This window comes from Sphaerochaeta sp. UBA5849, from assembly GCA_002432715.1.
GTDB lineage: Bacteria > Spirochaetota > Spirochaetia > Sphaerochaetales > Sphaerochaetaceae > Sphaerochaeta.
Window position 1 is genome coordinate 1 of the sequence record DJGJ01000063.1, and the last position, 10,956, is coordinate 10,956.

Annotated in this window: 8 protein-coding genes; 3 read left to right on the forward strand and 5 right to left on the reverse strand. The window is 51.2% G+C overall.

The annotated features are described in order from the left end of the window. Positions 1-175 precede the first annotated feature (175 nt). Complete coding sequence (locus B3K89_RS10710; protein WP_422663659.1) at positions 176-1,417, forward strand: transporter substrate-binding domain-containing protein; 1,242 nt, start codon at positions 176-178, stop codon at positions 1,415-1,417. Continuing rightward, positions 1,374-2,861, forward strand: a complete 1,488-nt coding sequence (locus B3K89_RS10715; RefSeq protein WP_345907391.1) for an ATP-binding protein — start codon at positions 1,374-1,376, stop codon at positions 2,859-2,861. Before B3K89_RS10710 ends, B3K89_RS10715 begins: the two co-directional genes overlap by 44 nt. On the opposite strand, the gene B3K89_RS10720 is transcribed toward B3K89_RS10715, so the two are convergent. After that, on the reverse strand, positions 2,858-3,829 hold the full coding sequence (locus B3K89_RS10720; RefSeq protein ID WP_293895522.1) for an alpha/beta fold hydrolase: 972 nt from the start codon (positions 3,827-3,829) through the stop codon (positions 2,858-2,860). The genes B3K89_RS10715 and B3K89_RS10720 overlap by 4 nt on opposite strands. A gap of 167 nt (positions 3,830-3,996) precedes the next feature. Here B3K89_RS10720 and B3K89_RS10725 point away from each other — a divergent pair, with 167 nt between their 5' ends. After that, positions 3,997-5,148 carry a hypothetical protein gene (locus tag B3K89_RS10725; RefSeq protein WP_298503994.1) on the forward strand — a complete coding sequence of 384 codons (1,152 nt, stop codon included), beginning with the start codon at positions 3,997-3,999 and terminating at the stop codon, positions 5,146-5,148. On the opposite strand, the gene ade is transcribed toward B3K89_RS10725, so the two are convergent. Genes ade through B3K89_RS10745 form a run of 4 tightly spaced genes read right to left on the reverse strand, consistent with a single transcriptional unit; the run spans position 5,125 to position 10,486 of the window. Continuing rightward, positions 5,125-6,855: an adenine deaminase gene (gene ade / locus B3K89_RS10730; RefSeq protein ID WP_293895516.1), complete on the reverse strand. Its 1,731-nt coding sequence runs from the start codon at positions 6,853-6,855 to the stop codon at positions 5,125-5,127. The genes B3K89_RS10725 and ade overlap by 24 nt on opposite strands. After that, positions 6,855-7,118: a hypothetical protein gene (locus B3K89_RS10735; RefSeq protein WP_293895512.1), complete on the reverse strand. Its 264-nt coding sequence runs from the start codon at positions 7,116-7,118 to the stop codon at positions 6,855-6,857. The genes ade and B3K89_RS10735 overlap by 1 nt, the downstream gene beginning before the upstream one ends. A 12-nt stretch (positions 7,119-7,130) precedes the next feature. Further along, positions 7,131-8,690 (reverse strand): xanthine/uracil/vitamin C permease, encoded by a 1,560-nt coding sequence (locus B3K89_RS10740; protein ID WP_293895509.1) that lies wholly within the window; start codon positions 8,688-8,690, stop codon positions 7,131-7,133. An 11-nt stretch (positions 8,691-8,701) separates the two neighbouring features. Further along, entirely contained in the window at positions 8,702-10,486 is a 1,785-nt protein-coding gene (locus B3K89_RS10745) for an adenine deaminase (RefSeq protein ID WP_293895506.1), read from the reverse strand. Positions 10,487-10,956: the final 470 nt, after the last annotated feature.

Genomic DNA, 10,956 nt, shown 5'->3' on the forward strand with positions numbered 1-10,956 from the left:
AAAACAAGCGGAAGACCAAATTCCATCATAATCACAAGTCAAATTGTTAAGATTTTGGGAGAGTTGGGCTTAAGTTGTGAACATTGGTTTCCTGATACTCTCTCTTGTGTGTTCCTTGTTGTTCGGTTCTGAAACGGAGCTTCAATTCAGTGCTGAGGAAGCACGGTTCATTGCCATGCATTCGACCATTCAGATCGGTATCGACCCCAAATTCGTGCCCTTCGAATTCATCTCCAACGAAGGCAAACACGGCGGTATCACCGCCGATGTACTTGCCATCATCGCAGAGCGCACCGGCCTGAGTTTCTCCTACGATCCGTCGTTGAGTTGGACTGAAACGGTGCAGAAAAGCCGCGAAAGGTCGATCGATTTGCTTGCTGCTGTAGGCTATACCCAGGCAAGGGCGCAATATATGACCTACCTGAAGCCCTATTTGCATTTTCAACGGGCTATCATCGTGCAAAAGAGCAATACTTCGATTACCACCTTCAAGGACTTGGAACATCGTCAGGTAGCTGTCCAGCGGGATAGTTCCCATGAAGGATTTCTTCTCTCCTATCCCGAGATCACCATGCGTCTGTACGATACCGTTGAGGAGGCTCTGCTTGCCGTCAACCGGGGCGAAGAGGTGGCTTTCGTTGGCAATGAGGCTACCAGCATCTATCTGAGCCGAACCCTTGGCTTGACTGAGCTGCAGTTCATTCCAATTTCGGAGGGAGGGTTGCAGGACCTGCATATGGCGGTACGCAGCGATTGGCCGCAGCTGGCAACTATTATGCAAAAAGCCCTCGATTCCATAAGCGAGGAGGAGATGGCAGGGATCCTCGACCGTTGGCTCCGCTATGAAAGTCGTCCTGACATGGGCCCGATTATCCGTTGGATCAGCATTATTGTATCCATCCTGGTCATCATCATCGGCAGTTCGTTGTTTTGGATATCCCGTCTCAGGGATGCAGTGAAGCAGAAGGATGCAGCTCAGAGGCTGGCACAGCAGGCCGACTTGGAGAAAAGCAGATTCCTGGCCCGGGTATCACATGAGATCCGAACTCCGCTCAACGGGATTCGCGGCATGAGCTATCTGCTTGAGAAAACCTCCCTCGATACCACCCAGCTAAGGTATGTAAAGACCATCAGCGCTGCGACGCAGACGATGCAGAGCATCATCAACGACATTCTTGAGTTCTCGCGTCTTGATGAGGATCGCATTGTACTGGAACACATCCCCTTCACTTTGGATGACGTACTTGAGAACTGCATCTCCATCGAATCCTACCTGATTCATCAGAAGGGTTTGAAATTCAGGCTCTCCCTGACAGACGATGTCCCGCAACGCCTGATGGGCGACCCCNNGCCTCTCCCAGATTCTGATCAACCTGCTCAACAATGCGGTCAAGTTCACAGAAGAGGGGCAGATTGAGCTCTCCGTTTCCGTCCAGACATTGACCGAACAATCATGCACCCTGAGTTTTGCAATTACGGATACCGGTATCGGTATAAGTCCAGAGCAGCTTGAAAACCTCTTCAAGCCCTTCGTCCAAGCCAATGCTTCCATTCACCGCAAGTACGGCGGCTCGGGCTTGGGTCTTTCCATCGTGAAGGCTTTGGTGGAGAAAATGGGCGGGAAGCTTTCGGTGACCAGTGAATTCGGGACCGGAAGCACATTCACCGCCACGGTTCCCTTTACCTTGGACCTTCTTGGGTCGGCCGAAGAAAGCGAGCGAAGAAGAATCGTTGATTTCTCTGCAATCAAGGCTCTGGTTGTCTGCGCCGACCGATACCTCGATGATCACATCGAGACCCTTTTCAAGGAGTACAACATTCAGTCGGAGTCAGTCTCCTCACCTTCTCTTGCAACAAAAGTAGTGGAGAGCGGCAATTACTTTGATCTGGTTGTCATTGAGCTTGCAGACAGTCTGGCTTTCCCCGACTCTCTGGCAAAGGCTTTGGAACAGCAGGAAAACAAGCGATCAAGACTCCTTGCTCTTGTGCATGATGATTCCCAAATAAAGAGTTCAGCCTTCATCGACGTTGTTCTTCCCCTGCCCTTGATCAACTCGGTGTTGTTCAATGCATTGCTGCAGCTGTTTGGGAGAGCGGAAGAGGAGAGAAAGAGAAGCGAGTCAGGCGTGCAAGCCTCTGTGGATATCCCGCTGCAGATCCTGGTGGTTGAGGATAATTCCACCAACCAAATCATCGCCCAGGAAATTTTGCAGCGTCAGGGTTGGACGGTTCATCTTGCCGCCAATGGAAAGCTTGGGTATGAGGTGTTCCTTGCCTTGGAAGAGATTCTCGATATCGTGCTGATGGACCTGCATATGGACGTGATGGACGGATATGAATCCTCCACCTTGATCAGGTCGAAGAACGAAAACATCCCGATCATCGTCACCAGTGCCGACCTGATGGAGACGGTCCGCAGGCGCTGCAAGGAGATCGGGGTGACTGATCTGATCGGCAAGCCATACGATCCCGACCAGCTTATCAGCAAGGTGGCTGAACTAGCCCTTCCCTACCATCAGAGGAGGAAGAGCATCGATTTCGAACGGGGAGTTTTCAGTGTGGGTGGGGATAAAAATCTCTACCTGAGAGTACTGGGCGCCTTTATTTCTGAGTTGGAGCAACTGCTTCCAAGTTTGAGAAAGGCCCTTGTCCAGCAGGATTTTCACGCTGGAGCAGAACTCGCCCACAAGGCAAAGGGAAGCTGTGGTACCATCGGGGCATTGCAGGCGCAAAAACTCTGTGCCAATCTGCAGCAAAGCCTGGAGAACGGAAACCTGCCACCTCAAGAGGCGCTGGATATGGTGTTCATCGTGCTTGCTCAGGTGCTTCGGGAAGCGAAGGAGTATGTGAGCAAGGCTTAGGTATTCAGCACCTCATCCACAATGGAGGCAATTCGTTCCACATTGGTCTGGTAAATGAAGTGCGTCCCTTCAAGCACCTCATACGTAGCATGTGGGCCAATTCTCTTGAGATGCTCCATTTGGTATTCCTGAGGTGTAATGGATAACTGTTTATTGGGTGTCTCATACGTCTGTCTTGAGATGACCTTGAAGTAGGGAACTTCGGGTGGATAGGCAAGAGCTTTGGTCTGAGCGACAAACTCATCTCCCCGCGCCATCTGCTCGAGCAGCGTATCGTTGACTGAAAAGCCGGCAAACAGCAACATGCGATCAATTTCTTCTTCGGTGTAGCCCAATTCCAAGGTTTTTTTTCGGTTGGTCACCAATGGGCCGAGCAGGGAGGGAACTCCCAATGTCTGCTGGAGTTTTGCTATCGGAAGCAGCGCTGCTACAAAACCCGGAGTCTTTGCATCGTAGGCTGACGAGGTTCCGTCCAAGGAAATGATGGCTTTGACTTCGTTTGGATATACAGCAGCATAGTATTCGCTGTAAAGGCTTGATATCGAATGGCCCATCAAGACATACGGGGCAGTAAATCCGGCTGTTTTCAGTGCTGAACGAATTTCCTCTACATAGTTGGCGCTGGAACGTTCACGCTGTGTCTGGCTGGAAAAACCCATTCCAAAATACTCTACACAAACCACCGTATACTTTTTGCTGAGTTCTCTCATCAGCGGGCCGAAGTCAGCTGAAGGAAGGCCGATACCCATGCCGGGCAACAGGACAATGGTTGCTTCGCCTTGCCCCATCGAGCTTATGTGCATAGTCCCATCAAAGACTGATACCAGTTGACCATTCGGCTGTGCCTTCTTGTATTGCTGCTTGAAGTACGTTGCATGCAACAAGGTCGTTATGGCCAAGAGCAGCACAATAACCAAGAAAACCCACTTCAACAGTCGTTTGAACCAGCCTTTTCTCTTTTTGCTCATAGGGACTCCTCTCGCATGATTGTAGCTACACACCATGAAATGTACAAGATTTGTATAGTTTTATTACTTTGAAAAAATACAAAATCTTTCATGCTAGAAGAATAATAGAAAAAAATCTTCCATGATTCTAAAAACCCTAGCTATAGTAGCAGTAAGGAGAGAAGCCTATGAAGCATCGAATGCTAGTGCTTTGCATCTTCGCCTTCCTCGTTGTATGGCCATTACCTGCAATACCCATCACTTGGGAAACAACTGCACAAGCTTATAAAGGCAGATTCTCTGAGATACTCACCCTAGAGCTGCCTCCAAACGGAACGGCAAGGCCGGTATACGGCTTTGGTGAGTTCGACTGGGATTCAAGCATAGGCAGTGCTGCTGTCCTCATGGAACTGCTCACCTATCAGGACGGAGGAGCAGTTACCATCCTGATCAAGGAGGGGCCCGAGTATATAAAAGGCTCGGATACCTACGACGGATGGAATACCACCTTTGTATTTCTCGATGCAAAGGGCCATGTCATCAAGCCGAATGAAGGTTCTGTTGGATACATTGACATCCCCGACGAGCCGTTCATGCCTTCCTCAGAGCCCGCGCCTGCCTATTTCACCGTCACCAATTCCACCGGTTCAACACTGAAATATTTGGATATTTCCACTACCGACATGCGGGCGGTGGGGGCACATGGGAAGAACCTGCTCGGCCAAACGGTCCTGAAACCCGGAGAATCAAGAGACATACCATTCTCCGACAATCCGGATTTGAAGTCCATCATCCTCTATCGGTATGGAGCCCTGTTGCAAGTGGACGCCAAAGCGGAGAATGGACAGCTGTTCTCACTCGAATGGAGACCTGATGGGAATTCCCTGCAGGTGGAGATCCAGCCCAAGCACGTCATACGCCAACAAGGAGAACGCCCTCTTAAGGTAACCAATGACGGAGAGTATACTCTCTTCTTGAGGTGTATATACTCATCCCCGGGAAGAACGTCGAGTCGGACTACAGCATGGAAATTCTACAAGGGCAGGTACTTGCAAGCGGGGAAAGCATCCTCGTCGATTTATCCAAATGGCCGTATATGCAATCATTCTTCAAAACAAATGACAGAGAAATCGTTGCCGTGGAAGCGTGTGACGAGGATGGGTATGCCCTGTTCCAATATTGGCTGCCCGACTATGAGAATCTGGAGATTACGCTCAGCGATTGGGATTATTTGTAGACTGAATACTCAGGCAGGAACACCCTATTGCACTGAATTTACAGGAGGCGGGAGGAGTGCATTCCCGCCTCCAACAAATTTATGCTTCTACAGGGATGAATGAGAAGGTAGTAACATCGAACAAGCCCATGTCGGTAAGCTTGATCTCGGGAATGACGGCAAGAGACATGAAACACAAAGTCATAATCGGCTCAACGTCTTCCTTGATGTGTAATTCCCGATATGCCACTTCATGAATCTCGCTCAGTTTCCCATCCACCCACTCACCACTTTGGTCACTCATGATTCCGCCGACCGGCATCGGCATGGAGGCAATAATTTGCCCCTGTTTTACCAGCACCATCCCGCCGCTCTGGGCGATCAGGGACTGAACCGCTACAGCCATATCCTCATCATTCACCCCCACGACGATGATGTTGTGGGAATCATGGGCGATTGAGATAGCCACTGCTCCTTCTTTAATGCCATAGCCACGCAGCAAGGCCACGGCGACATTGCCGGTGGATTGGTGTCGTTCCACAACCGCAACCTTCACGATATCCTGGGAGGAATCGTAGTAAAAGCACCCTTGACCGTCACGCGCCACACGAGCTTTTCCTTTAGCAGTAACAACCCCGCCGGGAAGAATGTCGATGGTAGTGACATCATCGCTTGTGAGCTTCAGCTTCAACTTCTCCACCGAGAAATCCTTGACATGGAAACTTCCCCTCACCTGCCCGATGCTGTGACGAGTCACCGGAAGCAGGTATCGCCCACCCCTTGCGACCAACCGTCCCTCGATGAACACCGCATCCGCCCTGAAATTCTTCAGGTCATCAAGCAACACGATGTCAGCCCTCAGCCCTGGAGCTATCGCTCCCCGGTCGAAAAGGCGGAAACACTCGGCGGCATTGAGACTGGCCATTTGGATTGCAACAATCGGATCTATTCCAGCCTCGACAAGAATGCGCAAATGCTCATCCAGATGACCCTTTTCCAAAATCGTCTTCGGCTGGCGGTCATCACTGCACAACAGACAGCGTCTACTGTTGTACTGGGTGACCCCCTTCATCAGTCGCGACAACTCATGGCAGGCAGAGCCTTCACGAAGCAGCACATACATGCCACGCTCGATACGGTCTTGCATCTCCTCGATAGTGGAACACTCGTGGTCGGTATGAATCAAGGTTGAGGCATAAGCGTTGAGCGCCTTGCCCGAAACTCCGGGGGAATGCCCGTCGACAAGCTTGCCCATCCTGCGGGCCAACAGCAACTTGTCCAAAGCTCCAGTCTCGGCATTGATGACACCGGGAAAGTCCATGAACTCCCCTACTCCCAAGATCCGTTCATCCGTGATGGGACCTTGCATGGCAGCCGCATCAATGACCGCCCCCGAATGCTCGAACGGGGTTGCCGGGACGCAGGAGGGAATCATGAAGCGAATATCCAAGGCAGTCTCGGATGAGGCATCCAGCATATACTCCAAACCTTTGAGACCGCACACATTCACGATCTCGTGGGGATCGGCAATGATGGTGGTGGTTCCATAGGGCACCACCAACCTGCCCATCTCCTCAGGTGTTACATAGGAGGACTCGATGTGAATGTGGCTGTCGATGAATCCAGGGGAGGCGTAGCGCCCACCTGCATCTATTTCCTTCAGCCCTTCATAGCTGCCGACTCCGGCGATCATCCCATCTGAAACGGCGATATCACCCTCAACAATCGTACCGCTATAGACATTCACAACCTTGCAATTCTTGATGACCAAGTCGGCAGGAAGCCTGCCGCTGGCCACATCGATTAATTTTTTCAATGTTTCTTTATTCATCAAATCAACAACACCTCTTCACCGTACTCTATGTACAACTCATCGATGAGTGCTTGACTGGCCCTGGCGATGAACCCATCCTGATCGAGAGCCTGTAACGGTTTGATCACTACATCCTTCACATCCCTGCGGCCTCTGACCATCACGGTGTCTCCCCATTGCTTGATCAAGGCATACCGGGCGGCTTCATCAACATAGATTACCTTCTTTGTATCCTGGGCATCCTCATAGGTTCTGAGAACACGTACGCATTTGACATCCATACTACTTCCTCCTTAGACGTAGTCATACCGACGAGGCACATCCATGAACTTCTTATGACCCAGATGGATGGCATAACAGATTGCAGCAGCAAGCAGATACCCTACTGCATAGGGGAAGCTCATCGTAGCCACACCAAAGACAAGAGTCGGAGAGTGGATGAACCCAAAGAACGACAACACCGAAGCGACCACAAAGGCAATGGCTGCCTTGTCCAAGCGTCGGTCGATGATGAATGCAACCACCGTCGCCCAAAGGATACTGGTTATGATCGCCCCGCTATGCATGGCAACAACGCCCTTCCAGACAACACCGTAGTTGATCATCGCTTGGCTGATCTCATCCGAACTGTTCATGGTCAACGTCTCTTCCAGATAAATGCCGAAGGCACCCAGGGCATCACGAACATAGGTGTACAATCCATCGGCAAGATGAGGGATGAGGGCGATGGCCAACGCAGCCCCGTGACGGCGCGGAACGTCGGTATAAGCCTGGACCAGCATCAACATGGCACACCACAGGAAGGTAATCGAAGCAACAACGGCCGGCATCAGGGAGTTCATGAATCCATAGAGCCCGAATACGGAAGACAAGGCATACAGGATTGCAGAGATCCATGAGTAGGATATTCCAGTCTCACTCTTCTTCAAACCAGCATGACCAAGCCAGACGGTATTGGGAACAACGGAGCCGAACAGGGCGGATACCATGGTGCATGCACCATCGATGATCTGGGTCTGACCGACATTGTACTCATCCCCGGCAGCGATGGCCGATTCAACGTTATCCATCGTCTCAATGAAATTGTACACCTCGATCGGGATGATGACGCTGAGGAAGGGAATGATGTACTTGAAACCCTGAAAGACCGCCCTGATGGAGAGGATGGGAAGAGAAACGCCCAAGGTCGATGTATCGACCTGGACCCTGCCCAGGAAAAGGGCCCAGACAATGCCGAACACCACCGAGACCAAAAGCATGGGGATTCGTTTCTTGAAAACATACCCGCCGATCAGGCCGATGATGGCGATGATGACAACCGGCATACCGAGAATCGGGTCGTGGTAGACTTCAAACAGGCCTGCGGTAGCCATCCAGACCAACCCAATGCCTGCTACAGTACCGAGCATGGCGACGCGGGGAATCAAGCGACGGATGAACGGCCCGATGAAACCTCCGAGCATTTCAATGAAACCACCGAGAAAGCAAGCAGCTGTGGCTGCCATCCAGCACATCTCAGGAGAGAGCCCTGAGTAATGCAACGGATAAATTACGCCGTACAGATAAACAAACATTGCCGGGGTGGATACACCCGAAGGGAGGGCCGTAACATCCTTGCGGCCAGTCTTCTTGGCAAGACGATAGCCCTGCCATGCATATGCTATGCAGCCGAGCATCAACCCGACAGCCAGACCGGGAATCACCCTGCCGTAGATGATGGAATCAGGCCAGCCTATACCCTGAAGGGCATAGGCGATGATGATGAAATTGATGATGTTTCCGAAATATGAATAGACAACACCGCCGAGATCTCCCGGCCGAAACAATCCAGCATGTCCAAGAGTTCGTTCCATTTCAGTGCTCCTTATGTGTGTTCAACAAGTTCGAGTATCGGATCGAAGGTGGTCAAAGCAATGCAGTCAACCGGTCCTACATCAGTGATTGCATAGTCGGGGATTGCCGTGATTGGCAAAAAGAACATGTACATCAACGGTTCGGGCAGATCACACCCAAGCAACCGTGCTGCTGTGTTGATTTCATCCTCCCTTTGTGCCACTTCCCCGGGTTCGAGGTCGCAGACTATACCTCCGACAGGCAAGGAGAGAAAATCAAGGACCTTTCCATCCTTGACCACCACCTGCCCCCCGCCTTCCTTAATCAAATGATTCACAGCAACAGCCATATCCTCGGCATTGGCACCCAAAACAATGATGTTGTTGTCATCCGGTGCAGCCGAGGAGGCCATTGCTCCGGCTTTCAGACTCCAGCCCGAGCAGAAAGCAAGACTCTTGTTCCCGTTGATGCCGAATCGTTCCAACACTGAAACCATCAGGACATCCTCTTTGGTGTCAGGTTGCACTACATGGTCGACGACATCCAGCCACACATCACGACGCTTGCGGACAAACGGACCTTTGACCTGCATTGACAGGACCTTTGCCTTGCCGTTTGCCAATGGCACGCGATACTCAAAATCCTTTGCCGTAACAGGCTTGCACTTCAGTTCGCTGGTAAGCAACTTACTTCGCTTCGGAGCCTGTAGATCATAGGTGAGCTTGTGGTTGCGGGCCACCAACTTCCCGTTGGCGATGACCGCTTGCACATTGAAGGAGCTTGGATTGTCCACCAACAGGATGTCGGCAATACGGCCCGGGGAGATGGAGCCGACAAGGTGGTCGATCCTGTACGCCTCGGCGCTGTTGATCGTTCCCATCTGGATGGCCGTCATGGGATCCACACCCGCTTTGATGGCAAGACGCACCAAGTGGTCTACATGGCCTTTCTCAACCAAGTCTTTCGCAGTGACATCATCGGTGCAAAAGCTCACACGCCTTGATAGGGCGGGATTCACCTCGGTTACGGCGCGGATGTTCTCAGCAAGGAAATGGGTTACCGAGGACTCGCGGATGACCATGTGCATGCCCTTGCGCAACTTTTCAACCACTTCCTGGTGGTCATAGCTTTCATGGTCCAGACGGACGCCTGCACACAGATACCCGTTCAAATCATTGCCTCGCGCCATAGGGGCACAACCAAAAATCGGGAGGCGGTTCTTGTGCGCAAGCGAGAGTGCACCCAAAGTGTCTTCATCCAACTCTTGTACTGCTTCCCTCACGGTCTCCCAGACACCAAAGCATTCAGGCCACTGTTGCACGTGCCTATGAATTTCTGGGTCGAAATTACAGGAAATAGTCGAGGTTGGAAACGTGTAGGGAGTCTTGTAGGGAGCGCCCCAGAAAACCTTGAGCGGACTTTGCTTGATCTCGGCAAACACCTCCTTTAGGCCGTCAAGACCGGAGACCGAGATATACTCATCAAGGCCGCTGACCATGCTCGTGGTTCCCGAGGGTACAATAGCTTTGGCAAAGCTGGTGATACTCAGTTTGCTGCACTCGCTGTGGATGTGCCCATCGATGAGTCCGGGCACCAGATAGCTGCCCGACGCATCAATGACCTTGGTGTTCGGGCCTCGATACGCAGATACATCGCCTACTGCAACAATCATATCTTGATAGATGGCTATGTCTGCCGGATAGATTTCACTGGTCATGACATTGACCAGGTTTCCGTGCAGAATAAGTGTGTCGGCAGGAATCAGTGCGCGACCGGCGCGTACAACCTGCCTTAGGTTTTCAATCGTTCGTTCCATTGTGAATCCTCCAATCAATCAAAATTCAGATATTCCGGCCTCTCGGCGAACCGGGCTTCCCGTCCCGCGGTTTATATCCAGACGAATGGTGTAAGGTTGAAGGTATTGCTACAATTCAGGCTTCCCGTCCTGCTCCAACTCTTTCGGAATTTTGTGGATTGGTACGTACAAGGCGGCACGCAGCCACGAACCAGGCCTCCTACTCTGCTTGTTACGTTGTGTATTGGATATGAGAAACAGCGGCTTCATATCAACGATACGGACCAGGCTTCCCGTCCTGCATCTCCGCTGCCACGGAATTATACGATTATTCTTTGAACATGTTTTATGTTTTGTAAAGACAAATGTGATATTTTTTAGAAAAAAGAAAGGCTTTTGCTCTACTACAGCTGTCGTAGCCAGCAACCTGTAACAACATTTTAGGAATTGTGCAAAAATAACATGAGCATTATAGATTTATTTACGCCAAT

Excerpts from the sequence above, each read along its gene's own strand:
- B3K89_RS10720 (WP_293895522.1), bottom strand. The coding sequence starts at position 3,829 with ATGAGCAAAAAGAGAAAAGGCTGGTTCAAACGACTGTTGAAGTGGGTT.
- B3K89_RS10725 (WP_298503994.1), top strand. The coding sequence starts at position 3,997 with ATGAAGCATCGAATGCTAGTGCTTTGCATCTTCGCCTTCCTCGTTGTA.
- ade (WP_293895516.1), bottom strand. The coding sequence starts at position 6,855 with ATGAATAAAGAAACATTGAAAAAATTAATCGATGTGGCCAGCGGCAGG.
- B3K89_RS10735 (WP_293895512.1), bottom strand. The coding sequence starts at position 7,118 with ATGGATGTCAAATGCGTACGTGTTCTCAGAACCTATGAGGATGCCCAG.
- B3K89_RS10740 (WP_293895509.1), bottom strand. The coding sequence starts at position 8,690 with ATGGAACGAACTCTTGGACATGCTGGATTGTTTCGGCCGGGAGATCTC.
- B3K89_RS10745 (WP_293895506.1), bottom strand. The coding sequence starts at position 10,486 with ATGGAACGAACGATTGAAAACCTAAGGCAGGTTGTACGCGCCGGTCGC.